Here is a 25,268-nt window from a genome sequence, read left to right as displayed (position 1 = left end):
GAGAAGCTGCTTAATAAGCAAGCAAATGATGACAACTACCTTGAAAAACACCGCATATGTAGGTTAATAACCCACATATGGGTCTTGTCCGTTCCTGCGTGTTTTTAACAACTTTAAAATCCACATGTACTGCTCAGGTTTCGGATTAACAAAACCTTCAACGACTTCATTCATTGCCCTAGCGTCTTGATGTTCATCGCCGGATAGCTCAATGGGTGCTTTGATTTCAATTTCATATTTACCCGTCTCAATATTATAGCTGGCAAAGGTTGGAACGATCTTCGCTCGGCTTACTTTTGCTAGTTTTCCAAGTCCGGGCAAGGTTGCTTTTTCAGTCGCAAAGAAGTCTGAGAATACACTTTGCTCTGGGCCATGGTCTTGATCTGGCAGGTAATATCCCAAGTAGCCATCTTTGACTGATTTGATAAAAGGCTTAATGCCGCCACTGCGATCATAAACTCGTCCGCCATACTGAACTCTTTGCTTGTGCATGAGCCAATCGGTCAGAAGGTTTTTCTGGCTATTTGCCATCGCAGAAACGGGTAAGCCTCTTGAAGCTAAAAGGATCGCCGGAATGTCGATGCACCAAGAGTGAGGCACTAGCAAAATAGCACTTTGATTGTCTTTTTGTAGCTGTTGTAAGTGTTCTAATCCAATGATTTCTGAGTGTTTTTCAAGCCAACGTTTACTGCGTAATGATATGGCAGGAAAACCAAGTAAAAAGGCGCCAGCAGTTGTTAGGCACTGGGTTAGAATTACTTCACGCTCCTGAGCAGACTTTTCTGGGAAGCAAAGCGCAAGGTTAATACGTGCTTTTTGTACCGAGCCGCGCTGCTTCTTCGCCATTTGTGTGGCTACGAACTTCGCTATGGTTACTCGTATCGAGTTTGGCAGCAAAGAAATGGGCAGGCATAGGCATAGCCCGAGCCAAGTTCCCCAGTGTTTGGGTGATAAAAACGCACTGATGAATTGAGGGTTATATGCTTTAGGATCGTAGTCGTCGCGTTGAGTTGTCACTGTAAACCTTTAACTGGCGATATAGATTGAACAAGCTAACAGTATATCGTTAGCTTGTTTTCGGGTGTTGTAATCTAGCGATTAACTGACTGCATGTACTCGCTGACGCCTTCAGCAACCGATTTAAATTGAACATCGCAACCGGCATTGCGTAACTTAGTTAAATCAGCTTGAGTAAACTCTTGGTAAGCGCCTTTCAAATGTTCAGGGAATGGGATGGTTTCAATCTCTCCCTTACCGTGATGTTTAATCACCGCTTTTGCGACTTCTTCAAATGATTCGGCATTACCTGTACCTAGGTTGAAGATACCTGATACGCCATTTTTTAAGAACCACAGGTTTACAGCCGCAACATCACCGACATACACAAAATCACGCTTGAAGGTTTCGCTTCCTGCGAATAATTTCGGGTTTTCACCGGCGTTCATTTGATTGTTCAGGTGGAATGCGACAGAGGCCATGCTGCCTTTGTGCTGTTCACGTGGACCGTAGACATTGAAGTATCGAAAACCAGTGATTTGAGAAAGCGTTTCGTTGTGCGCGGCTGCATCTGCGGTTAGGCGACGCACATAGTTATCAAACTGCTGCTTTGAATAGCCGTATACGTTCAATGCGCCTTCGTATTGTGGCTCTTCGATAAAGGTATCGGTTTCACCATAAGTGGCAGCAGAAGATGCGTACAAGAATGGGATCTCGCGCTCGATACAGTAATGCAGTAACTCTTTCGAATATTCGTAGTTGTTTAGCATCATGTATTTGCCATCCCACTCAGTGGTCGCAGAGCATGCTCCTTCATGGAAAATAGCCTCAATATGACCGAAATCATCACCAGCCATAACTTGAGTTAGAAAGTCATCACGATCCATGTAATCGGTGATATCTAGGTCAACCAGGTTCTTAAATTTTTTGCCATCTTTTAAGTTGTCGACAACTAGAATATCGTTGTGGCCAGCTTCATTGAGCGACTTAACAATATTGCTGCCAATCATGCCTGCACCACCAGTTACGATAATCATATTTCTTCCTACTTTTTTGAATACAAACTCACACGAGTATAGCAAGGAACAAACGAAGCGAGCTAGCGGAATAATTCTTTAATTCTAGTGTGATATGATTGTGTTAATCTAGTCATTATTACCTACTAAAAATGCGATCTTATCGGTCTTAGTATGAAAGATTCTACGCCTTCGACTTTTGTTTGAAGGCCGGCTTGCGCGCGACATGAGCGTTGTTTGGCCGTAATTGATTTTGAACTATTTTAGTTTTTGAGCATTTGAGTTGGTATTAACGTATCGAACTATCCTTCGAACAGTAATAAATAGATTTGCAAAATTAGAAGAACTTTTCCTTTGAATTTTAGGGTTTTAGAAATCTTATGAAGATATTAGTTACAGGCGGCGCTGGCTTCATCGGTTCAGCAGTCATTCGTCACATTATAAATAATACATCTAGCAGCGTCGTGAATGTTGATAAGTTGACTTATGCGGGTAACTTAGAGTCTCTTGTTGATGTGGGAGAGCACGAACGCTATGTATTTGAAGCGGTGGATATTTGTAATCGTACTGAGCTAGACCGTATTTTTGAACAGTATAAGCCTGATGCAGTAATGCACTTGGCTGCTGAATCTCATGTTGACCGTTCGATTGATGGCCCTGCTGCATTTATCGAAACTAATATTGTTGGTACATATACCTTGCTAGAAGCGACACGCGAATATTGGAATAGACTTGAAGGGGATGCAAAAGCAGAATTTCGTTTCCACCATATCTCCACTGACGAAGTCTATGGCGATTTAGAAGGTACGGATGACTTGTTTACCGAGACAACGTCGTATGAACCATCAAGCCCATACTCCGCATCGAAAGCTTCTTCTGATCACCTCGTCCGAGCTTGGCTACGCACTTATGGTTTACCAACCGTCGTCACTAATTGCTCAAATAACTACGGGCCTTACCATTTTCCTGAAAAACTAATTCCATTGATGATCTTGAATGCCCTTGATGGGAAGCCTTTGCCTGTTTATGGCAATGGTATGCAAATCCGTGATTGGTTGTTTGTCGAAGATCATGCACGAGCGTTGTATAAGGTGGTTACTGAAGGTGAGGTAGGTGAAACCTACAACATTGGTGGTCATAACGAAAAAGCAAACATTGATGTTGTAAAAACGATCTGCTCATTACTTGAAGAGTTGGTGCCAAATAAGCCAGAAGGTGTGAGTAACTACCTTGACTTAATTACTTATGTCACTGATAGACCTGGGCATGATGTACGTTATGCAATCGATGCGTCAAAGGTTGAACGTGAATTGGGTTGGAAGCCAGAAGAAACTTTCGAATCAGGTATTCGTAAAACAGTTGAGTGGTACTTAGAGAATAAACAATGGTGGTCACGCGTATTAGATGGCTCTTACGCTGGTGAGCGCTTAGGTGTTTCTTCAGATTTAGTTGTAAGTGGTAAGGTTGATAAGTAATGAAAGGGATTGTTCTTGCTGGAGGCTCAGGCACGCGTTTATATCCACTCACCCGCGGCGTATCAAAACAGCTTTTGCCCATTTACGATAAGCCGATGGTTTTTTACCCAATTTCGACGTTAATGCTTGCTGGTATCAAAGATATTTTGATTATTACGACACCTGAAGATAACGCTGGTTTCCAACGCCTACTTGGTGATGGCTCAGATTTTGGCATCAACCTTGAATATGCAATTCAACCAAGTCCGGATGGTTTAGCGCAAGCTTTTATCATTGGTGAAGAGTTTATTGGTGATGATAGTGTTTGTTTGGTGTTGGGAGATAATATCTTTTATGGACAGTCTTTTTCTCGAACGCTACAAAATGCCGCTTCAAAAGAGTCTGGTGCTACTGTTTTTGGTTATCAAGTCAAAGACCCTGAGCGTTTTGGCGTCGTTGAATTTGACGCAAAAATGAAAGCCGTTTCGATTGAAGAAAAGCCTGAAATACCAAAATCTAACTATGCGGTAACTGGTTTGTATTTCTACGATAATCGAGTTGTAGAAATGGCAAAACAAGTGAAGCCGTCTCTTCGAGGTGAGTTAGAAATTACCACTCTCAATGAAATGTATCTAAATGATGGCTCGTTGAATGTGGAGCTATTAGGACGTGGTTTTGCCTGGTTAGACACTGGTACACATGAAAGTCTTCATGAGGCTTCATCTTTTGTTCAAACTATTGAAAATGTACAAGGGCTAAAGGTTGCTTGTTTAGAAGAGATAGCTTGGCGTAATGGTTGGTTAACTGATGAGCAAATGTTAATGCTTGCTAAACCAATGATGAAAAATGAGTATGGACAGTACCTAGAGAGGCTAGTGAGCAGTGAAAGCAACTAAGACAAAATTAAAAGATATTTTGATAATTGAACCTAAAGTTTTTGAAGATGAGAGAGGCTTTTTTATGGAAAGCTTTAATCATTCAAACTTTGAAAAATTAATTGGCCGAAGCGTTAAATTTGTTCAAGATAACCACTCTAAATCAGGCAGGGCTGTGCTTCGAGGTCTGCATTATCAAATACAGCACCCGCAAGGCAAACTTGTTCGAGTTGTCCGTGGAAAAGTTTTAGATGTCGTGGTCGATCTACGAGCTGACTCTCCAACCTATAAACAATGGCAATCGTTTGAGCTGAGTCAGGAAAATAAGAAGCAATTATGGATCCCCGAGGGCTTCGCTCATGGTTTTCTGACGTTGACAGATGAAGTCGAGTTTTTGTATAAAACAACCGATTATTACTCCCCACAAAGTGAGCGTTCTATTGCCTGGAATGACCCAGAATTAAAGATTGATTGGCAATTAGATGAAGAAAGTTTGATCGTTTCAGATAAAGACAAGAATGGGCTGCTACTTAAAGATGCAGAGCATTTCTAAAAATAAGGTTTTATAAGATGACAACGCAATTATTTGTTCCAAAGTTTCGTGTTGATGAGTGTCTAGAGCATGTAAGAGAGTGCCTAGAAAAAGGCTGGACAGGAATGGGCTTTAAAACTGTTGAAATTGAGGATGAATGGAAAAAGTATACCAGTCTACCTCATGCTCACTTTTTGAGTTCAGCTACAGCGGGCCTTCACCTCGCATTTGAAGTTTTGAAGCGTGCGCATAATTGGAGTGATGGCGATGAAGTTATATCTGCATCTTTAACATTTGTCTCTACTAACCACGCTATTAAGTACGCTGGTCTAGAGCCTATTTTTGCTGATGTTGATGAGTACTTATGCTTAGACCCTCAGAGTATTGAAGAAAAGATAACGGATAAGACTAAAGCTGTTGTTTTTGTGGGGCTTGGCGGAAATACAGGTCAACTTGAAGCGGTGGCAAAGCTGTGTAAAGAGCGTGGGTTGGCTCTAGTATTAGATGCGGCGCACATGGCCGGGTCAAGGTTTGATGGAAAGCACGTAGGTTATAATGCTGATGTCACCGTGTTTAGTTATCAAGCTGTAAAAAATATGCCTACAGCTGACTCTGGAATGATTTGTTTCCAGAACCCAGAATATGATGCGTTAGCACGTAAACTAACTTGGTTGGGTATTAATAAAGATACTTACGCGCGTACAGCAGCACAAGGTGCTTATAAGTGGAAATATGATGTTGAAGATTTAGGCTTCAAATATCACGGTAATTCAATTATGGCCGGCATGGCTTTAGTTGCACTTAAGTACTTAGATAATGATAATTCTTATCGCCGACAGTTAGCTAAGTGGTATCGTGAAGAGTTATCTGAATGTGAGAATGTGAAAATAGTTCCGATTGCTCAAGGGTGTGAATCATCAACGCATTTACTTCAAATTCGAGTTTCAAATCGAGATGAGTTACTAATCAAGCTAAATGAAAATGATATCTATCCAGGTGTGCATTATACAGATAATTCAGAGTATAAAATGTATGAAAAATCTGGTCGTTGCCCAAAAGCTTTGATAGCAAGTAATGAAATCATTTCATTGCCAATGCATATGGGCATAACAAGGCATGATGTAGTAAATGTAGTAAGTATGGTGAAAAAGTACAGTAAATAAACTGTCTGCCATGTAGCTATAGCTAATTCGACCAGATGTGAACAGGTCGATCTATCTGTTTAGTGGCGATATACTGAACCACTAAACGGATAGGGATACTAATACTAATGAAAACACGTGACAAGATTGTTTACGCAGCTCTAGAGCTTTTTAATGAGCACGGCGAGCGTAGTATTACGACCAATCATATTGCTGAGCACATCGAAATCAGCCCTGGAAACCTCTACTACCACTTCCGCAACAAACAAGAAATTGTACGTGATATCTTTACTCTCTACTCTACAGAGTTACTTGAAAGATTTACTCCGATTCAAGGGCAGCAAGAAAGCCTGACGCTATTAAAAAGCTACTTAGATTCCATCTTCACGCTGATGTGGAAGTATCGATTCTTCTATGCGAACCTGCCTGAAATATTGTCACGTGATGAAAAACTGCACCTTGATTACATGGCCGTTCAAGAAAAGCTGCAAACGAATCTTGTGGATATTATGAGAGCCTTTGTTGAGTTGAATTTGCTAAAAGCAACAGATGCAGAAATGAAGTCGATGGTCACATCTCTTCACTTGATCGCATCGGGTTGGTTGGCGTATCAGTCGGCGATGTCTCCAAAATCTCAAATTACGGAGCAAGTTGTGCACCAAGGAATGCTGCAGATGATCGCAACCGTTAAACCGATTGCAACGACTCAAGGCTTTGAGCAACTGACATTGTTAGAAGATGGTGTAAGAGCGCTGAACAGCAAATAAAAGTGAAGATGTGGGTAAGCGGTAAGTGGGATTCGGGTAACGAGAGCGGGAAAGCGCAGATTCGAGTGGTGGGATATAAATCGTGACGTCATTCCCTACAGCGAGGAACGAGCGTGATAGGGAATCTTTTTATGTCAGGGCTCGAAAGATGACTCACGGCAATGTGAGATAGAGATTCCAGATATTTCGTCCCTCAATTCTGGAATGACGAAGTTTTATAAGTGATGGTTCCCGGGCTGAGGGGGTATATGTTTCTTTTCTTAGAGCCCACTCTTCACCTCATACATCTAGGTTACTCGAATACTGAATCTGTTCTTATCTAACCAACCATCTTTTCGGGTTTTGAGCTTGGCTGTTTCTGCGAATTTCAAAATACAGCGATGGGCGGGTTTGACCACCAGTGTCTCCTGCAAGCGCAATAGCCTCCCCAGCTTTAACCTTGTCACCTTCTTTCTTTAAAAGCGCTTGGTTAAAGCCATAGAGCGTCATGTCACCTTTACCGTGGTCCAACAGTACCACTAAACCATAACCACGCAAATACTCGGCGAATACCACAGTTCCGGAATAAACGGATTTAACCTGCTGACCGTATTTCGCTTTGATCACCATGCCTTTCCAATTTACTTGGCCAGTTTGGCGTGAGCCGTAGTTATGCAGAACTTTATCTTTGATTGGCCAAGGCAGTTTACCTTTACGTTTGGCCAAACCATCCATAGGAATAGCATTGCGTCTCTCTCTAGCGGCTTTTTCTGCTTTCGCTATTTCGGCTTTTAGGCGAGTTTCATTACGTTGAAGTTCGGCTAAGTAATTTTTGTCGCCAGAGATATTTTTCTTAATACTGCCGACGGTTTTCTTACGCTGTGTTTGAGTTTTGGCTAACGTATCGCGTTTGGTGGTTTGTTGTCTTAACAGGGTCGCTATCTGTTCTTGCTCAAGTTGGCGTCGCCTATGGCTTTCTTCTAACTCAAGTTGAGTTTGTTCGATCGTTTTGATTGTTGCAGATCGCGCTTTGGCGAGGTGTTGGTAATAGTGACTAATGCGGTCCTCTTCAACGCCAGTATTTAAGATGTGAGAAGAGGCTTTGGCTCTGCTGGTCATGTAGTAAGTCTGAATCAGCTGCTCTAACTTGTCGGTATGGGCTTTTTTCTGTGCTGTAAGCGCTTTAATCTTATTATCTAAGCTAGCAACATTAGCATTGGCGGTATTGAGTTGTTTTTTACTTGTTTTAATGGCTTTTTCAAGCAAGGAGATAGAGAGCTCTTGTTGCTTGAGGTTTGCTTGTAAATTGTCGAGCTTCTTCTGTTGTGAGGATAGTGTTTTTTGTTGACGAGATATCTCACTCGACACACCTTTCAGCTCCCCTTTCGATGCGGCAAGTGGCGATGCAGAAAAAAGAACAGCGCAAAGGCTGGCAGATATCAAAAGAACAGTGCTAATTACTTGGACTGGTTTCATCATTATCGTCATGTTGCTCTTATTAGTTTTCAGCATCTGCTCTTAAGTCTTTCGTATCTCGTTTCATCGAACCTAGAATCAGCTCTTATATTCCATCACCATGAATGAAATTTTGCGAGCGACCATTGAAGCCTTGGTCCATATCTAAAGATGGTTTATCTGTTTTCGGTTTTCCGACAATTTTTGCAGGAACGCCTGCGACTGTTGTATGAGGAGGTACGGCTTGTAGTACAACAGAGCATGAACCAATCTTCGCGCCTTCACCTACTTCAATGTTGCCGAGTATTTTAGCACCGGCCCCAATCATTACGCCTTCGCGGATTTTGGGGTGACGGTCGCCGCCTTCTTTACCAGTACCCCCAAGGGTAACGTCTTGAAGGATAGATACATCATTTTCAACGACAGCGGTTTCACCAATCACAATGCCTGTCGCGTGGTCGAGCATGATAGCTTTACCGATCCGAGCCGCTGGGTGAATATCAACTTGGCAAGCAACTGAAATTTGGTTTTGTAGGTAAGTAGCAAGTGCGATACGCCCTTGTTTCCACAACCAGTTAGCTACTCGGTAACCTTGCAGAGCGTGGTAGCCTTTCAGATAAAGTAGAGGCATCGAGTACATCTCGACCGCAGGATCTCGATTTACCGTCGCGCAGATATCACAAGCTGCCGCATCGATAATAGATTGATCCTGCTTAAATGCTTGTTCAACCACTTCACGTACTGCCATTGCTGGCATTGAAGCCGTCTTTAGCTTGTTTGCTAGGATGTAGCTAAGGGCTGCGCCTAAACTTTCATGGTTGATGATCGTGGCATGATAAAAACTCGCAAGCATAGGTTCTTGCTCAGACTGCTGTCGAGCTTCCTTCACTATGCATTGCCAAACTTTTTGCTGTTCACAGTGTTTCATTTTTCCATCCATTCTTTTAAATCAGATACGCGTAGCGAGATGATAGATACGAAGAGCTTAGAAAAGCCAATTAGCGTAAATGAGATTCCAGATACTTCATTCTTCAATATGACGAGCATTATATTAACGTCATCTTCAAGAGTGAGGAACGAGCGAGTTGGAGAGCTTTGTTCGGGTCATTTACTTTATGCTATTCGCATCTTGATTCCCCGTACCTCTAACTCTCTTCGTATCTCGCTTACTCTAATTTCGTATCTGCTCTTACTATCTTTCTGACTTTTTGTCTCTAGCAAGCAGATCTTGTGCTGCTAGGTGTGCATCTTTCCCTTGATACAACACTTGATAAATCTGTTCAACAATGGGCATTTCAACGCCCATACGTTCTGATAGTAACCAAACTTCTTTGGTGTTGCGATAACCTTCCACTACTTGGCCAATTTCTTCTTGTGCTGTATCTACATCTTTACCTGCGCCAAGTGCCAAACCAAAGCGACGGTTACGTGATTGGTTATCAGTACAGGTTAGCACTAGGTCACCCAATCCAGCCATGCCCATGAAGGTTTCTGGTTGCGCACCAAGAGCTGCGCCTAGTCGACTCATCTCAGCTAGACCGCGAGTGATAAGTGCAGTACGTGCATTGGCACCAAAACCAATACCATCTGACATGCCAGCACCAATGGCGATGACATTTTTCACTGCACCACCAAGTTGCATGCCAATAAAATCTGAATTTGCGTACACACGGAACGTTTTGCCACAGTGAATTTTTTCTTGAAGTTGTTCAAGGAATTCTGGATCAGGGGAAGCCACAGAGATTGCCGTTGGCATACCCATCGCTAGCTCTTTGGCGAAGGTAGGTCCTGATAGAACTGCTAACGAGTACCCATCACCAAGCACATCGTGAGCGACATCTTTTAGCAGGCGACCAGTTTCTGGCTCCAAGCCTTTTGTTGCCCAGCAGATACGAGAACAATCTGTTAAGTGAGGTTTAAGGCTATTTAAAACGATACCAAACACGTGGCTAGGAACGACAACAAGAAGATCTCGACTCGCTGTTACCGCCTTTTCAAGGTCAGACTCGATGATTAGGCTTTCTGGGAAGTCGATATTTGGTAGAAATTCATTATTTGCGCGCTCGGATTCGAGACGAGCCATGTGAACAGGATCATGCCCCCACAGAACAACGTTTGCACCGTTACGCGCTAGAGAGATAGCTAGAGATGTTCCGTAAGAACCTGCGCCAATTACTGCCATGGCGATCTCTTTGCCGTAAGCGTTTGTCGAGTCAGTTGTTTCTGTCATGCTTCCACCTAAAAATAATGAGGGAAATCGAGAGTCTTGGAAAAGCTATCCACTAAAATCAGAGGAGCTTTCAATTTTAGTACAGTGTAAAGAAAAAATGCACATCGCAGAAGTTGCGATGTGCATTTAAAAGCTAACTAGCGCTTGAATCGTTAGAGTTAAGCTCTAGTTTGAGACTTAAGCTTGTTCGCCTTCAGCTTGTTGAGCTTGGTTTTGTAGGTAGTTCATAAACAAAGCATCAAAGTTAACTGGCGCTAGGTTCAGTTGTGGGAACGTACCTTTAACCACTAGGCTAGAAATTGTTTCACGAGCGTATGGGAACAGGATGTTCGGGCAGAATGCACCTAGGCAATGAGCTAATTGGCCAGCTTCCATTTCGCTTGCAGAGAAGATGCCGCCTTGTTGAACTTCACAAAGGAATGCAGTGTCTTCTGCGTTTTTAACCGTAACCGTTAGACGTAGGATTACTTCGTACACGCCTTCGCCAAGTTCACGACTTTGAGTGTCTAGGTCCAGTTTTACATCTGGGTTCCACTCTTTTTGAAACATGTCTGGAGAGTTTGGCGCTTCGAAAGATACGTCTTTTAGGAAGATACGTTGGATTGCGAAGTTCTGTTGTGCGTCTTGTTGTGCTGTTTCAGCCATTTTCTTGTCCTTAAAAATTTATAATTAGGTTTCGTTCGCCATCTCTGTTGAACAAAACCTTAAAGTCATATTCGTTTAGTTAGGTCAGCTTACCTTTAACTACTTTCTACCTTTCACCAAAGGTAGGTTAGCTTCGCTCCAAGCAACTAAGCCGCTTTTCAGCACGCTTACGTTTTCGAAACCAGCTTTAACCAGTAGGTTAGCGCTTTCTTGGGCTGTTTGACCTGTCTTACATACTACGATGATTGGGTCGGCTTTGTGGCTTTCAAGGCTACCAAAGCTATTTGCTTTGATATCTGACGGCAAAATGTGAACTGCGTCAGTAATATGGCCCTTTTTGAACTCATCCTTAGTACGAATATCAACCACAACACCGTTTTCACGGTTAATCATGTGTGTGGTTTGCGCTGCCGTGATCTCTTTGTAAGCTGCGTTTGATGTCTTGATAACGTTCGCAGTGATGGCAACAACCAAGCCGATCCATACGATGGCTAAAATCATATTCTCTTGAACAAATGGAACTAACTCTTGCATATCTTGAACTCTTATTCGTTATTGGGCGAAAAATTATAGGGTAGGAGTATAGCTATAAAGGGGGGGAGAATACAGAGGAAGCATATTGTTGTATGTGAGTTGATGTATTAAGGGGGATGTATACTTATTGCTTATGATTTATCCATTTACTTGATTGAAGTTATTAATTATGATGTACAAACAGTTACTTAAGCTGAGTGGCTGGTAGGGTCTATGTAATTAGTCTCTATTATAAACGTTTATATTATTGGAAATCATTATGAAAAAGATGGCTCTAGCAGCTGCATTAGCAGTTAGCTTCTCAGGTGGTGCTTTTGCAGCAACAGAAACTGCAGCAGCGGGCGCTGGTGCTGGTACTAGTGGTGCGGCAGCTGGTGCTGGTGCATCTGCAGTTGCAGCAGGCACAGCAACAACAGTTGCAGTAGCGACAGCAGCAGTAGCAGCAGCAGCAGCAGCAGTAGCGGTTGCTTCTAATGAAAGCGGCGCAACAACTACAACAACTACTCGATAATTTTTGAGTAGGTGTTTAAAACCATTTTATGTGAAAGCATAAAGTGGTTTTTTTATATCTAATTGATTAATTTTCCATATTGGACAGCAGCAACCAGATTGCTAGGAAGCAGAATTCGCCATGCTTAAACCTCTAATCATATCTCTTGGTCTTTTTCTTGCGGGTTGTTCTCAGCAGTTTCAAGATGTTAACTCCACTTTTGATGAAGCCTTTTTTGGAAGCTCTGATGTTGAGCTATCAAAGGAATACATTCAAACATTACCTTATTCCAGTATTTATGCGGAAGTGAATGACCAAGGCAAAATTTTCATGGTTTTGGCCTACGTCGGTGAAAATCCGCAAACGGGTGCAGAACAGTTAAAGTGGATGTCTTCTGACAAAGCGATGATCGTTACTGAAAATGGACGTATTGTACAAACGCTATTGCTTCCTTACGAAAACCTTTCTGGTTTAGCATTCCAACCGTTGAGTGCATTCTCGTCTGCAAACAGCTCGTCGCCAGATTCTTCTTCTGTGTTTGATTTGTCAGCTAACCCCGGCGCTCAACAGTGGCAAGCGGTGTACGACTGGCAACCTAACTATCGATTCGGCTATAAAGCAAATATCACCCGAACGTATACGGGGAATGAAACGGTCGAAACACCGTTGGTGTCTATCAGTACCAAGAAGTTCCAAGAAAAAATTAACTTCCCAATGTTAGAGCAAGAGATCACCAACGAGTATTGGGTCGACAGCAAAGGCAAAGTGGTCAAAACCATACAGTATTTAGGCCCTGATATGACAAGGCTTGAGTTAACCGTCCTTAAGCATTATCAAAGCAATTAACGAACAGGGTAATGAACTAGAATGATGAATTATATTGGTCACGCATCAAAAATGACGGGACGTCGGTTGCCAGTAGTGAGAGCTCTGTTAATGATGAGAAACTTGTTAGCTTTGAGCGCGCTGTTCTCTCTGTGCACTGTTAGCTACGCTTCTGCGGCATCTAACGTTGTTACGCCTTCGGTTAAGACAACGGTTGAGCTTCCCCTGCAAGGTGTAACGCTTGAGTATAAAGCTGACGTTCGACTACTTCAGGTGTTAGACGACGCGAATGCTAACAGCAGTATTGGTTACTTTCCCCTTTCAGCTCAACTGTTTGATAAAGCCAATACTGAAGCTATCGAAGCCCAAAAGCGCAATGTGTTTAACCAGCTTGAAGCTTTGGCAGTAGAAGAGCCAGAAGCAAAACTGGTAAAGCAACAATTAGCTTCTTTCCAATATCTCAATCGAGTTTTTATTGAGTTAGATCTCAATGCCGTTATATCTCAATCAGATAAGAACCCGTTGCTTGTTTCAAGTTCTAATACTAACAAGTCATCTGCTGCCATAACAAAAGCGCCGAACAGTCAAACTCAAGTATTTTCCCTGTACTTACCGCAACGATCAACGTCCATTCAGGTGATGGGTGTAATGAAAGATTCTGTAAGATTGAATTTGATTGAACATGGAACGCTGAACGATTACCTCTATGCATTACCGAACGGCTTTATTGGTGAATCCGCAGATAAAAGCGTGGTGTATGTTGTTCAGCCAGATGGCGTGGTACAAACCATTCAATATGCGTACTGGAATGAACAGCCGGTTTATTTAGTGCCCGGTGCTGTCGTATTTATGGCGTTTTACTCTTTGCCATCGGAATACTCAACGTTGAACCAAGATATTGTCGATTTGCTACGTCATAAGGTTGGCCTGTAATGCTGAAACAGAAATCATTCCCTCTATCAGCAGTGTGCACATCGGTTACCTGCGCTTTATTAATGACTGGTAGTGTGTCGGTTAACGCAGAGACTGCCATTGATTCGTCTTCGATTCGAGCTGATAAATCATCATTCGACGATACCAAATATAGAACGTCGCAAATGAACTTTGGCGGTGTTGGCTTAATGCAAATGCCGACAGGCCGAATGGCACCAGAAGGCGAGTTTAACTTTAGTGCCTCGTTTAACAATGAATACCATTTTTATAACGTCAGCCTACAGGTGATGCCTTGGCTTGAAACCACCATTCGTTACACACAAGTACAAGATCTGCTCTATAGCGGAGGCGCGGACCAAGATTGCTCTCAAAACTCATTCAGTGGTTGTACTAAATACACCGATAAAGGCATCGACTTTAAACTGCGTTTAATCGAAGAAGGGTACTACTTGCCGGAAGTATCGGTCGGTATGCGTGATTTTGGTGGTACCGGTTTATTTGATGGCGAATTTGTTGCGGCCACCAAACGCTTTGGCCCTGTTGATTTTACCTTGGGCATGGCTTGGGGATACATGGGCACCAGTGGTAACTTCACTAACCCATTGTGCAAAGCCAGTGACAAATATTGTGAACGTCCATCAGACACCAAAGGTAATGGTGGCAGTGTCGATTTTGAACGTTGGTTTAAAGGCGATGCGGCGATTTATGGTGGTTTTGAATATCAAACCCCTTATAAGCCTCTGACCTTGAAGCTTGAATACGATGGCAATGATTATTCTCAAGACTTCCCAGTAGTACGTGGTGGTGTCGACATGACACAACACACGTCATGGAACGTGGGCGCGGTCTACCGTTTCACTGAATGGGGCTCAGCGAAAGTGAGCTATGAGCGAGGTGATACTTTAACCCTTGGTTTCGCTCTCTCTACCAACTTCAATGAAATGTATTCGGTGTGGCGAGATACCGAAACAGCAGAATTGCGCCCAAGTGGTGTCGAGACGGTTGACGATATTGATATGGCGGCCCTTGCAGAAGAGCTTGAAACCGTCGCGGGCTATGAACAAGCGCAAATCTTGGTCGACGATAACAGCATTGTAGTAAAGGGCACTCAGGTTAAATACCGAGACAGAGATATCGCCCTTGAACGCGGTGCGACCGTGATCGCAAATGCGGTGCCGAATTACATCGATACCTATAAAATTATCGAAAACGATAAGTCACTGGAACTCACCGAGACAACTGTGGATGCCCAAGTGTTCAAAGCGGCGGCTAACAACCGTTACCTTAATGCTCAAATCAGTGACGCAACAAACACTCACGAACTAGAGCGTAAGAAATCCGTTATTTATCACGATGGGCGTGAACGATTCGATGTGTCGATTTCACCAAATCTAGCTCAATCGTTCGGTTCGGCTGAAAACTTCTACTTGTACAGTTTGGGCTTATACACCAATGCTTCTTTCTGGGCGTTAAACAATGTTGAATTGTCGGGCTCTCTTTACGTTAACTTAATTGATAACTACGACAAGTTTAATTACGAAATCCCATCAGACGGCACTGACCAAACGCCAAGAGTAAGAACTTTGTTCCGATCTTATGTTGATGACCCGGTTCGTTTAGACCGTTTACAACTGACGTGGTTTGAAGACTATGGCAGCGGTGTCTACACCCAAGCCTACGGCGGTTACCTAGAGAGCATGTTCGCGGGTGTAGGTGGCGAAATCCTTTATCGTCCATTCAACCAAAACTGGGCGATTGGCGCAGAGATGACAGCAATAAGCCAGCGCGATCCAGAAAGCTGGTTTGGCACGTTTGATCAAGAGATCCAAGTCAACCCTGGTGATAGCAACCGAACGTACAAAGTAATCGATAAAGGCACGACTGGCTTCATCACCGGTTACTACACCCCACAATGGGATTTCTTGAACGATACTTTACTCAAAGTTGGCGTCGGTAAATTTCTTGCCGGTGATATTGGTACTCGGGTCGACTTCTCTAAGCAGTTCAAGAGCGGTGTGATTGCCGGCGCGTTTGTCAGCCTAACAGACATGACTACCGAAGAATACGGTGAAGGCAGCTATACCAAAGGCTTTTATGTGTCGATTCCGTTTGATTTAGTCACTGTGAAGCCAAGTTCAAGTCGCGCAGGCTTTACCTGGTTACCTATCACTCGTGATGGCGGGCAAGTATTGAACAAGCAGTATAACTTGTTCGATCAAACCGATGCTCGCTCTCCTTGGTTCCAAAGGCCAAGTAGTGTGAAATAAATAGAGTGACAGGGGAATTATAGGGTGACGAGACTGCATACACCTTAACCTTCGATATTCGAGGAGTCAGGTGTTTGTTTGATACTTAATCTTATGTGATCTCGGCTCTATAGTTTTACTTTAAACCCAGTTAATGAGGTTGATAATAATTGCGAATAATGGATAATGCACGAGCAGTAAGGTAAGCATATGAAAGTTAGTGCTTTTGCGGAAACTCTACAAAACCTCAACACTGATTTATACCATCTAGTTAGGGTGAATTAACTCACGCAGTGTGATTGCGCGGAATATCAAGGGGCGGTAGCTTTCCAGAACCTTGGTGCAAGGGCGATGGACTATCAGTTATCAACCCTCTTGCTTTAATACCTAGAGCACTGTGTTAGAGCTAAGATAGCTAAATATTTTAGGATATCTTTTGGGATATCGCCCACATTTCGTTTCTATGAATTGGTCAACATGAAGATTAATAAAAATCGACTCCTATTAGGGCTTCTTCCTGCATTATTAGCAGGGTGTGCAACTCCAGGGACTCACCTGTCTACCGGTGGTAAGAATGTGATTCAGCCTTCTGAGGAACAGCAAGAGTCTGATATTTCTGAAGTGGTTAATGTTTATCCGCTGACTGCCCTGTTAGTATCAACTTACCAAACGGGTACACTGTCGGTTTCACAAGCTAACCCGACATTAGATGTTGATATCGCAAAATATGAATACCAAGTGGGTGTCGGTGATATCTTGAATATCACCATTTGGGACCATCCAGAGCTGACGATTCCAGCGGGCTCTTACCGTAGTAGTACAGAAGCAGGTAACTGGGTTCATGCTGACGGCACAATATTCTACCCTTACATTGGTACGGTAGAAGTTGCAGGAAAAACGGTTCGTGAAATTCGTTCTGATATAGCGGCGCGTTTGGCGAAATACATTGAAAGCCCGCAAGTTGATGTCAATGTTGCTGCTTTTCGCTCTAAGAAAACCTACATTACTGGCGAAGTGTCTAAACCTGGCCAGCAGGCAATCACTAATATCCCATTAACATTATTGGATGCCGTGAACCGTTCTGGCGGTTTGTCTGAAGATGCTGATTGGCGTAATGTTTCATTAACCCGCAATGGGGTAGAAGAAAACCTTTCGCTTTATGGTTTGATGCAACGTGGTGACCTAACTCAAAACCGCTTACTGCAAGCCGGTGACATTGTTCACGTGCCGCGTAATGATAAGCAGAAAGTGTTCGTGATGGGTGAAGTTAAAGAGCCTAAGTTATTAAAGATTGATCGCGTAGGAATGAGCTTGACGGAAGCGCTCAGTAATGTTGGTGGAATAAATGAACTAACAGCTGATGCAACCGGCGTGTTTGTAATTCGAACTTCGGATGATAAATCAGAACGCATGGCGGATATCTATCAACTCAATATAGAAGATGCATCAGCATTGGTGATTGGCACCGAGTTTGATTTAAAACCTTATGACATTGTTTATGTTACCGCTGCGCCAATCAGCCGTTGGAACCGTGTTGTGGGGCAGTTGCTTCCAACCATCAACGGATTTAATAATTTAACCGAAGGTGCGTTACGTGTTCGTAATTGGCCTTAGGCTAAGATAGAACAGCAATCAGGTCGCACTTCATGTGTGGCCTGATTTTTTATGTTTAGAAGTACATTTGGTATATGAAGTGCATTCGGTTTATAAGTACGTTCAGCTTATAAGCCCATTACAGTTAGAAGTCAGTTATGTTTAATAAAATTTTAGTGGTCTGCGTGGGTAACATTTGTCGTTCCCCTACGGGAGAGCGCGTTCTTCAAAAATTGCTACCGAACAAAGAGGTAGCTTCTGCTGGCATCGCTGCTGAAAAAAGCCGTTTAATTGGTAAGCCTGCAGACGACACAGCGATTTTAATTGCCGCTGAAAATGGTGTCGATGTTGAAAATCATCAGTCTCAGCAAGTTACACCACAGCTTTGTGCTCAGTATGATTTGATATTGGTGATGGAGAAGGGCCACTTAGAAGCGCTCACTCAAATATCGCCAGAGGCACGCGGCAAAGCTATGTTGTTTGGTCAGTGGATTGGACAACAAGATATTCCAGATCCTTACCGTCAAAGTCGTGAGGCGTTTGAATACGCTTATAGACTGATTGATGAAGCAGCGCATGCTTGGGCGGAAAAACTGTAGGTTTAAATATACAGCTTTTTATAATGTCATGCTCTAAACGTCAGTGTGCCTAAGTCACCAACAGAATCATATAAAAGAGCAATACGCGGAGCGTATATATCGTCTCTTAAATAGCAATAATTTAGGAAGTAGCAATCTGATGACAACACAACCATCTCAGCAATCACACACAGATAACTCTGATGAGATAGATTTAGGAAAACTGCTTGGCATTCTGCTGGACGCTAAATGGATAATTATGCTGACCACATTCGCTTTTGCTGTGTTTGGTATTGCGATTGCCCTGTTTTCAACGCCGATATATAAAGCGGATGCCCTGATTCAAATTGAAGAGAAGAGCTCTGGCGGCATTTCTTCGATGGTCGGAGATATGGGAGAACTATTTTCTCAGGAATCTTCTGCTACTACAGAAGTTGAGATCATTAAATCTCGCATGATTTTGGGTGAAACGGTTGATAAATTCAATCTTACTACTGTGCTCTCTCCGAACTATGTGCCAATAGTCGGTAAGGGATTTGCTCGCTTAACCGGCGACATCAACCATATTGTGGTTAGCCGTTTTACTTTACCAAGCTATATGAACAGCTACGCACACACGATTAAAATTCTCGATGCCGAGCAAGGAACTTACCAATTGGTACGTGACGATGAGCGCATTATTTTGCAAGGTAGAGTGGGTGAGCTAGCAACCACTGATGATTACAGCTTGTTTGTGGCAGGTTTCGAGTCACAGAACGATTTTGAATTCTTAATTGGCAAGCGTAGCCGATTGGAAGCGATCGGATGGTTGAAATCTTCTTTGACTCTGTCTGAGCAAGGTAAGCAAAGTGGTATTTTGAAGCTAAGCTTTGAAGGCGAAAATAAACAGCAGATTTCTGAAATCCTTAATCATATTAGCCAGATCTACTTCTTGCAAAATGTAAAACGCAATTCAGCGGAAGCAGAGAAGAGCTTATCTTTCTTGGAAAGTCATCTTCCGGGCATTAAATCTGAGCTAACCGGTTATGAAGACGTACTGAATAATTACCGCCAAGAAAACGAATCGATCGACTTGGGTTTAGAGGCACAATCAACCTTGAAGGTAATGGTTGAGCTTGAAGCACAGTTGAATGAACTGACGTTTAAAGAGAGTGAAATCAGCCAGCGATTTACCAAGGATCACCCAGCATACAAAGCTCTACTTGATAAGCGCAAAACGCTGTTGAGTGAGAAAGAGCGCTTAAATAAGCAAGTACAAAAGTTACCCAGAACACAACGCGAAGTACTACGTATGACACGTGATGTTGAAGTAAACCAACAAATTTACATCCAGCTTTTAAACAAGGTTCAAGAGCTAAGCATCATTAAAGCTGGTACGGTCGGTAACGTTCGTATCTTAGATGACGCTCAAGTGTATGCTCACGCTGTAAAACCTAAGAAGCCGCTGATTGTTGCATTAGCAACGCTACTGGGTGGGATGCTAAGTGTTGCATTAGTGTTCGTGAAAGCAGCGTTCCATCGCGGTGTTGAAAGCCCGGACCAAATTGAACAAATTGGACTTCCCGTGTATGCTGCCGTACCAAAATCAGATTTACAAGTAGAGCTAACCAATCGCTTTAAATTGAAGAAACAGAAAACTAAGGGAACGCAGGCACTGCTTGCCGAATCTAACCCTGCCGATCTGTCCATCGAGGCACTACGTGGCCTGCGTACCAGTTTGCACTTTGCGATGTTAGAAGCAAAGAATAACATTCTGATGATATCAGGCCCTGCTCCGGGTATCGGTAAGTCATTTATCTCAACCAACTTCGCAGCTGTAGCAGCAAAAACAGGTCAAAAAGTGCTGCTGATTGACGCAGATATGCGTAAAGGTTACTTACAACAAAGTTTTGGTTTTAAGTGGGATAACGGTCTTTCGGATCTGTTAAGTAGTAAACAGGAATTCTCCCAGTTTACTAAAACAGCGGCCGTAGCTAATTTAGATGTGATTACTCGCGGTCAGGTGCCGCCCAATCCATCTGAATTATTAATGCATCCACGCTTTTCAGAATTAATGGAGTGGGCTTCAAAAGAGTATGATTTAGTGATTATAGATACTCCTCCGGTTCTTGCGGTAACTGACCCTAGTATTGTTGGCGCTTTTGCTGGTACCACATTAATGGTGGCTCGTTTTGGTCTAAATACTATTAAAGAAATTGATGTTGCTCGTAACCGTTTCGAACAATCTGGTATTGAAGTGAAAGGTGTCATCTTCAATGCTATGGAAAAGAAAGCATCAAGCTCGTATGGTTACTACAGTTACACATATTCGTAGTAGTCGATAGACTCTGGATTCAGGCCAACTCCGCATGGAGTTGTAACAGTAAGTACCCCGTGCATGCAGAGGAGGCTCAATTGGGCTTTGCCTGTAGTTCTACTCATGTTAAATGTTCCCTTGATTTTTAGCGAAGTCAAAGAGGACAAATAACATAGTAGATACAATCAAGCTTTCGATGTATTTGGGAGATGTCGATAGCGTAGAAATCATTCGATGTTATGTAAGTCAAACATCAAGGCGTTGTTGCCTAAATGAGTTGAACCTTTTTCAAGTCCTGCGCTCTGATCCTTTATGATGGTTAGAACGGTGGTGATATGGGTAAAGCAAAAAAGAAGATAACTAACTAGGCGGAGTACAACAAAGCTCTTTGCAATCGTGGTTCAGTTACGTTCTGGATAGACGATTCAGTCATTGATGCATGGCGAACCCATCATGGCAAGCGGGGGAGAGGCTTCCAATACTCTGATACAGCGATTGAAACTGCCTTAATGATTAAGGGGATCTTCTCTCTGCCATTACGTGCTCTTTAAGGCTTTATCGACTCCATCTTTGAGCTATTGGATGTTCCGCTGACCTCCCCGGACTACATCTGCATTAGTAAACGCTCGAAGACGGTTCAGGTCAAATATCGCAATAAGTCTAGAGGGGCTATTTGCCATATATCCATTGATTCGACTGGCCTCAAAGTCTTTGGTGAGGGTGAATGGAAAGTGAAAAAGCATGGTGTAGAAAAACGCAGAACATGGCGCAAACTGCATTTAGCTGTAGATGTGGATACTCACGAAGCTATTAGTGCAGAAGTCAGCCTTGTAAATGTAGGTGATAGTGAAGTGCTATCGACGTTGCTAACCCACTGCGCAGAAAGGTCACTGCCGTATCTGCCGATGGAGCATATGACACAAAAAGTTGCCACGAGACTCTGAGAAACAAAGGCTGTACGCCGTTGATGCCGCCTCGAAAAAATGCAGCACTTTGGGAAGACGGCCACCCCAGAAGCGAAGCAGTAACAGCTCTGAGAAATGGGATTATAGTGTATTAGAAGGTCGAGTCTGGTTATCACTATCGCTCAATATCTGAGACGGTAATGTCCCGATATAAAGGACTAACAAGCGGCAAATTGAGCTTGAGATGTTATAACGCTCAAGTTGGAGAGACACTGGCAAATGTCAAAGCAATGAACAAAATCATAAGATTAGGTATGCCTGTTAGAAGCTAATGGCTAGTCATATATAGCGTCGTTGATCTTCAAGCTGATTTGATCAATAACGGCAGGCACCAAGAGAAAGAAGAGTGAGTGGAGCTGCAACAATTCGCGCTGGACTAAACAAAAGTCCCTTTTAGGGGGCTCACATTAAGCCACCTTCTTTAGAAGATGGTAATTTACTCAAGGATAATACGATGAAATATTTTGCTTTAACAAATGATCCAGACCACGGTATGACAGAACCATATGATAAAATAATTACGGAGTTATCTAAGAGAGATATTTTTATTACAACTGCTGTTTTTTCTACTATTGGTCAGGACGATTCAAAACTTTCTGAACATTGTAATGCTAGTGAAACTGACTCTTTAGAAAATAAAGAATATAGAAACTTAATGTTGAAAGCCAGAGACTTAGGGCACGAAATTGCTTTTCATGGATACTCTCAAGTTAGCGATAACCGTGTGGAATTCCAAAAGGGTTTGGATGTATATAAAAATGTTTTTGGCGATTACCCTAAAGTTTACTTCGAACATGGAGGGCATAAAAAATCACACCCTATAAGTATGGTAAAAAAAGAAAATTTAAGCCATTTAGGTAGGGAGGAAAATAGCGAATATTATGTAGAGGATATCGTTAAAGATGTCTTCGATGTGGTATGGACTCATGATCACTTAAGAGATGATGCAGAGAAGCCATTTTCATTTGAAAATGTATTTGAAGTAAAAGAAGGCATAACTTATTTAAATAGAACTAGGATGTATCATTTTAATAAAATAAAGAAAGGTTTATCAGAAGAAAATAATATCATAGTTGGTTATACTCACTTTGGATATGAAGGATATAAAAGTAGACGGAATTTCATAAGAAATATTACAGATAAAGATAGTTTTTATGAACGTTGGATAGGACGTCGTGATTTAAAAAAAGTTGTAGGTTTATTAGACCGCTTCATAAAAGAAAACGATATTAAGCCTATCACTGTATCTAATCTTTTCAAAGAGTATATTAATAAATAACCACTGAATTCAACAGCGAAGTGCGACACTCTCCAATATCAAGCGGCGTTGTTGCCTAAATCAGTTGAACCTTTTTCGAGTCCTGCGATCTGAACCTTTATGATGGTTAGAGCGGTGACAACATGGGTAAGGCGGAAAAGAAGATAACTAACTGGGCGGAGTACAATAAGGCTTTGTGCAAACGGGCGTCGGTTACGTTCTGGATAGATGATACAGCCGTTGATGCATGGCGATGCAAAACTCATCATGGTAAGCGTGGTAGAGGCTTTCAGTACTCTGATACAGCGATTGAAACTGCCTTGATGATTAAAGGAATATTCTCACTACCATTGCGTGCCCTTCAAGGTTTTATCGACTCTATCTTTGAGTTATTGGATGTTCCGCTGACGTCCCCAGACTACACCTGTATCAGTAAACGCTCGAAGACAGTCCAGGTCAAATACCGTAATAAATCTAAAGGGGCTATTCGTCTATAGCCATTGACTCGACTGGTCTCAAAGTCTTTGGCGAGGGGGAGTGGAAGGTGAAGAAACATGGTGCCGAAAAACGTAGAACTTGGCGCAAGTTGCACTTAGCCGTTGATGTAGATACCCATGAAGTCATTAGTGTCGAGGTCAGCCTGGTAAATGTTGGTGATAGCGAAGTGCTGCCAACGTTACTCAACCCTTTACGTAGAAAGATCGATGTCGTATCTGCCGATGGAGCATATGACACAAAAAGTTGCCACAATACTCTGAAAAATAACGGTTGTACTCCATTGATACCACCTCGAAATAATGCAGTGTTTTGGGAGGATGGATATCCCAGAAATGAAGCTGTAGAGGCTCTGGAAAACGGAACAATAGCGGAGTGGAAATCCGAGTTTGGTTATCACTATCGCTCAATATCTGAGACCGCAATGTCTCGATATAAAGGACTAACCAGCGGTAAATTGAGCTTGAGATGTTATAACGCTCAAGTGGGTGAAATCATGGCGAATGTCAAAGCTATAAACAAAGTCATAGGACTAGGCATGCCTGTTCGAAGCTAACGATGAGTCGCATATGGCGTCGTTGACCTTCAAGTTGATTTGATCAACAACGCCATTCCGAAACCTACGGTCTACATCACTGAATACCGTTTATTTGCTGGTCAATGTCGCCACTGCAAAGAAACAGTAAAAGCTCAAAACCTGACAATGTCTCACAAGGTATCATCGGCCCTAATCTATTAAGTTATATTGGCGTGCTTGCGGGACAATATCATCTCAGCGTTCGAAAAATCCAATCACTTCTCAAAGAACAGCCCCCTCTGGCAGGATAGTTGTCACTGTTAAAATTTAACCAGTTTGGGCGATAAAGAGTAATTGTGTCTCGTATCTCAGTAGAAAGAAAAGAAGCTATATTGAAGAAGCTGTTGCCTCCCTATTCGATGTCAGTTAAAGAAGTGTCGGAAGAGGAAGGAATTAGCACTGCGACCCTGTATCATTGGCGCCAGCAACTCAGACGTTCAGGAGCCGCCGTGCCAAATAGCAACACTTCATCAGAGCAGTGGTCTGCTCAAACTAAACTCGCCATTGTTGCCGAGTCTTACTCGATGACCGAAAGTGAACTCAGCCAATATTGTCGTGAAAAAGGTCTTTTCCCTGAACAAATCCAAAGTTGGCGCAGCGAATGTATGCAAGGGTTTAAGTCGAGTAAAGAGCAGGAAGCTGAAGCAAAGAAGCAGGCTAAAGCTGACAAACTTGAAATCAAAGAGTTGAAGAAAGATTTACGACTCAAAGAAAAAGCACTCGCTGAAACGGCCGCCCTCTTGGTACTAAGAAAAAAGCTGAGAGCCTTTTACGGGGAAGAGCCAGAGGACGACTAACCTCAACCGATGAAAGGCAGACCATAGTGACTCTTATCCTTGAAGCGAAGCAATGCGGATGCCGTTTAGAGCCAGCTTGCCATGAAGTTCAAATTGACTTGAGAACGTATCGTCGCTGGTATCAGCAAGGTGAAGTTCAAGCTGACAAAAGGCCGATATGCATCAGGCCAGAGCCTGCTAACAAGCTCTCTCAGCAAGAGCGTGATGCGATTATCGAGGTGTGTAACCGCTCTGAGTTCGCAAGCTTACCTCCGACTCAAATCGTCCCGACACTGCTTGACCGAGGTGAGTATATCGCCTCTGAATCGAGTTACTATCGGGTGCTGAGTGCACAGGGACAACTCCACAGACGAGGTCGTCAAAGAAGTAGGCAGAAGCAAGCGAAGCCATCAAGTTACACAGCGACAGATTCGAACCAAGTCTATACATGGGATATCACTTACTTACCTTCAAAAATTCGAGGCCAACACTATTACCTGTATGTCATCGAGGACATCTACAGTCGAAAAATCGTTGGTTATGAAGTGTATGAGCGTGAATGCGGTGAGCTGGCGTCACAACTTCTGCAACGAACGTTGATGCGAGAGCAA

General features: G+C 42.8%; 22 protein-coding genes and 3 pseudogenes. 18 read left to right on the top strand and 7 right to left on the bottom strand.

Annotated features, from left to right (window positions below):
* Positions 1 to 63 precede the first annotated feature (63 nt).
* Both lpxM and rfaD read right to left on the bottom strand, forming a co-directional pair.
* Positions 64 to 1,017 (bottom strand): lauroyl-Kdo(2)-lipid IV(A) myristoyltransferase, encoded by a 954-nt coding sequence (gene lpxM, locus ACED53_RS18925; protein ID WP_017100183.1) that lies wholly within the window; start codon positions 1,015 to 1,017, stop codon positions 64 to 66.
* A 74-nt stretch (positions 1,018 to 1,091) separates the two neighbouring features.
* The gene (rfaD, locus tag ACED53_RS18920) at positions 1,092 to 2,033 is read right to left on the bottom strand and encodes an ADP-glyceromanno-heptose 6-epimerase (protein WP_029225398.1); all 942 of its coding nucleotides are present in this window, start codon (positions 2,031 to 2,033) and stop codon (positions 1,092 to 1,094) included.
* A gap of 359 nt (positions 2,034 to 2,392) precedes the next feature.
* Here rfaD and rfbB point away from each other — a divergent pair, with 359 nt between their 5' ends.
* The 5 genes from rfbB to ACED53_RS18895 all read left to right on the top strand — a co-directional run bounded on the left by rfbB (position 2,393) and on the right by ACED53_RS18895 (position 6,782).
* Positions 2,393 to 3,487 carry a dTDP-glucose 4,6-dehydratase gene (gene rfbB / locus ACED53_RS18915; protein ID WP_017100181.1) on the top strand — a complete coding sequence of 365 codons (1,095 nt, stop codon included), beginning with the start codon at positions 2,393 to 2,395 and terminating at the stop codon, positions 3,485 to 3,487.
* Positions 3,487 to 4,362, top strand: a complete 876-nt coding sequence (rfbA, locus tag ACED53_RS18910; protein WP_017100180.1) for a glucose-1-phosphate thymidylyltransferase RfbA — start codon at positions 3,487 to 3,489, stop codon at positions 4,360 to 4,362. Before rfbB ends, rfbA begins: the two co-directional genes overlap by 1 nt.
* The gene (gene rfbC / locus ACED53_RS18905; RefSeq protein WP_017100179.1) at positions 4,349 to 4,894 is read left to right on the top strand and encodes a dTDP-4-dehydrorhamnose 3,5-epimerase; all 546 of its coding nucleotides are present in this window, start codon (positions 4,349 to 4,351) and stop codon (positions 4,892 to 4,894) included. The genes rfbA and rfbC overlap by 14 nt, the downstream gene beginning before the upstream one ends.
* Positions 4,895 to 4,911: 17 nt before the next feature.
* The gene (locus tag ACED53_RS18900) at positions 4,912 to 6,036 is read left to right on the top strand and encodes a DegT/DnrJ/EryC1/StrS aminotransferase family protein (protein WP_017100178.1); all 1,125 of its coding nucleotides are present in this window, start codon (positions 4,912 to 4,914) and stop codon (positions 6,034 to 6,036) included.
* A gap of 107 nt (positions 6,037 to 6,143) precedes the next feature.
* Positions 6,144 to 6,782, top strand: coding sequence for a TetR/AcrR family transcriptional regulator (locus tag ACED53_RS18895; RefSeq protein ID WP_012603056.1), 639 nt, complete (start codon positions 6,144 to 6,146; stop codon positions 6,780 to 6,782).
* Positions 6,783 to 7,097: 315 nt separating this feature from the next.
* Here ACED53_RS18895 and ACED53_RS18890 read toward each other — a convergent pair whose 3' ends face one another.
* The 5 genes from ACED53_RS18890 to ACED53_RS18870 all read right to left on the bottom strand — a co-directional run bounded on the left by ACED53_RS18890 (position 7,098) and on the right by ACED53_RS18870 (position 11,625).
* Positions 7,098 to 8,249: a murein hydrolase activator EnvC gene (locus ACED53_RS18890; protein ID WP_277948685.1), complete on the bottom strand. Its 1,152-nt coding sequence runs from the start codon at positions 8,247 to 8,249 to the stop codon at positions 7,098 to 7,100.
* Positions 8,250 to 8,322: 73 nt separating this feature from the next.
* A complete protein-coding gene (gene cysE / locus ACED53_RS18885; protein WP_009847961.1) occupies positions 8,323 to 9,144 on the bottom strand; it encodes a serine O-acetyltransferase in 822 nt (273 codons plus the stop codon).
* A gap of 264 nt (positions 9,145 to 9,408) precedes the next feature.
* Positions 9,409 to 10,446 carry an NAD(P)H-dependent glycerol-3-phosphate dehydrogenase gene (gpsA, locus tag ACED53_RS18880; RefSeq protein WP_102580061.1) on the bottom strand — a complete coding sequence of 346 codons (1,038 nt, stop codon included), beginning with the start codon at positions 10,444 to 10,446 and terminating at the stop codon, positions 9,409 to 9,411.
* Between the two features lie 177 nt (positions 10,447 to 10,623).
* Complete coding sequence (secB, locus tag ACED53_RS18875) at positions 10,624 to 11,091, bottom strand: protein-export chaperone SecB (RefSeq protein ID WP_102580062.1); 468 nt, start codon at positions 11,089 to 11,091, stop codon at positions 10,624 to 10,626.
* Positions 11,092 to 11,190: 99 nt separating this feature from the next.
* The gene (locus ACED53_RS18870) at positions 11,191 to 11,625 is read right to left on the bottom strand and encodes a rhodanese-like domain-containing protein (protein WP_102580063.1); all 435 of its coding nucleotides are present in this window, start codon (positions 11,623 to 11,625) and stop codon (positions 11,191 to 11,193) included.
* Between the two features lie 259 nt (positions 11,626 to 11,884).
* On the opposite strand from ACED53_RS18870, the gene ACED53_RS18865 reads away from it, so the two are divergent.
* The 13 genes and pseudogenes from ACED53_RS18865 to ACED53_RS18805 form a co-directional block, all read left to right on the top strand.
* Positions 11,885 to 12,136, top strand: a complete 252-nt coding sequence (locus tag ACED53_RS18865; protein ID WP_371715289.1) for a hypothetical protein — start codon at positions 11,885 to 11,887, stop codon at positions 12,134 to 12,136.
* A 120-nt stretch (positions 12,137 to 12,256) separates the two neighbouring features.
* Positions 12,257 to 12,961 (top strand): YjbF family lipoprotein, encoded by a 705-nt coding sequence (locus tag ACED53_RS18860; protein ID WP_017100173.1) that lies wholly within the window; start codon positions 12,257 to 12,259, stop codon positions 12,959 to 12,961.
* 21 nt (positions 12,962 to 12,982) lie between these two features.
* Positions 12,983 to 13,873 (top strand): capsule biosynthesis GfcC family protein, encoded by an 891-nt coding sequence (locus ACED53_RS18855; protein WP_017100172.1) that lies wholly within the window; start codon positions 12,983 to 12,985, stop codon positions 13,871 to 13,873.
* Positions 13,873 to 16,140 (top strand): YjbH domain-containing protein, encoded by a 2,268-nt coding sequence (locus tag ACED53_RS18850; RefSeq protein WP_017100171.1) that lies wholly within the window; start codon positions 13,873 to 13,875, stop codon positions 16,138 to 16,140. The genes ACED53_RS18855 and ACED53_RS18850 overlap by 1 nt, the downstream gene beginning before the upstream one ends.
* Positions 16,141 to 16,596: 456 nt before the next feature.
* Positions 16,597 to 17,733, top strand: a complete 1,137-nt coding sequence (locus tag ACED53_RS18845) for a polysaccharide export protein (RefSeq protein ID WP_017100170.1) — start codon at positions 16,597 to 16,599, stop codon at positions 17,731 to 17,733.
* Between the two features lie 137 nt (positions 17,734 to 17,870).
* Positions 17,871 to 18,311 (top strand): low molecular weight protein-tyrosine-phosphatase, encoded by a 441-nt coding sequence (locus ACED53_RS18840; protein WP_017100169.1) that lies wholly within the window; start codon positions 17,871 to 17,873, stop codon positions 18,309 to 18,311.
* Between the two features lie 139 nt (positions 18,312 to 18,450).
* Positions 18,451 to 20,604 (top strand): polysaccharide biosynthesis tyrosine autokinase, encoded by a 2,154-nt coding sequence (locus tag ACED53_RS18835; RefSeq protein WP_102580064.1) that lies wholly within the window; start codon positions 18,451 to 18,453, stop codon positions 20,602 to 20,604.
* A 398-nt stretch (positions 20,605 to 21,002) separates the two neighbouring features.
* Positions 21,003 to 21,646 (top strand): annotated as a pseudogene (locus ACED53_RS18830) (IS5 family transposase).
* Between the two features lie 359 nt (positions 21,647 to 22,005).
* Entirely contained in the window at positions 22,006 to 22,830 is an 825-nt protein-coding gene (locus ACED53_RS18825; RefSeq protein ID WP_017100069.1) for a hypothetical protein, read from the top strand.
* Between the two features lie 122 nt (positions 22,831 to 22,952).
* Positions 22,953 to 23,860, top strand: a pseudogene (locus ACED53_RS18820) (IS5 family transposase).
* A 54-nt stretch (positions 23,861 to 23,914) separates the two neighbouring features.
* A pseudogene (locus ACED53_RS18815) lies at positions 23,915 to 24,114 on the top strand (IS66 family transposase); the annotation flags it as partial.
* A gap of 63 nt (positions 24,115 to 24,177) precedes the next feature.
* Positions 24,178 to 24,678, top strand: coding sequence for a transposase (locus ACED53_RS18810; protein ID WP_065680084.1), 501 nt, complete (start codon positions 24,178 to 24,180; stop codon positions 24,676 to 24,678).
* A 26-nt stretch (positions 24,679 to 24,704) separates the two neighbouring features.
* Positions 24,705 to 25,268: DDE-type integrase/transposase/recombinase (locus ACED53_RS18805; protein WP_371715288.1), on the top strand; the 564-nt coding region annotated here is incomplete at its 3' end.

It is taken from the genome of Vibrio sp. 1F169 (assembly GCF_041439605.1).
In the GTDB taxonomy this organism is placed as follows: Bacteria; Pseudomonadota; Gammaproteobacteria; order Enterobacterales; family Vibrionaceae; genus Vibrio; species Vibrio tasmaniensis_A.
This window is presented reverse-complemented; position numbering and strand designations above follow the sequence as displayed.